This window comes from Vibrio sp. D420a (assembly GCF_030248625.1).
GTDB classification, from domain to species: Bacteria; Pseudomonadota; Gammaproteobacteria; order Enterobacterales; family Vibrionaceae; genus Vibrio; species Vibrio fortis_A.
In genome coordinates, this window is the sequence record NZ_JAHGAN010000081.1 from 1 (window position 1) to 541 (window position 541).

Genomic DNA, 541 nt, shown 5'->3' on the forward strand with positions numbered 1-541 from the left:
CATAGTCGTTTGTTATGCATTTTTTCCAGCTAACACAACATTACTAATGGATAGATCCGGCAACTTAATATGCATTTTGTTTAAACAAATATCATAGCCATCATACGAGAAATAATCGCAAAATTTGTATTCCGTTTCTTCCTCTGGGTCCACAACATAAATGTCATTTGAAACTTTAAAGACTAATACCCAATGAAGAAATTTTTGGGCGTGGATAAGGACAATCGAAACGCCGGTTTCAAACTGTTCTACCGATTGATCGTTCAGTTTAAACCGAGTAGTTCGTAGACCTTGCTCTGAAAGGTACGATTGAAGCTGTCCAATTTTAGTTCTAAGGTTTACATTCGGTTTTTCCAATTGATTTTCCGTCAATTTCGGAAATAAGAACCTAATGCAAGAGCTATATTGTTCATGCACTGAGTCTTTATTTAAGCTTGCCAACATAGCAACACATGCAACACCACAACTAAAATCATGTTCTTGATTAAATATTCTCAGAATCATAATGTTACCTTCTAATGCATAGACATAATGACCCCCA

Annotated in this window: 1 protein-coding gene; it reads right to left on the reverse strand. The window is 35.5% G+C overall.

Annotation, left to right across the window (positions count from 1 at the left end; translation table 11 throughout):
* Positions 1–12 precede the first annotated feature (12 nt).
* The coding region (locus tag KI743_RS24245) for a hypothetical protein (protein ID WP_285468559.1) at positions 13–541 on the reverse strand (529 nt) is incomplete at its 5' end.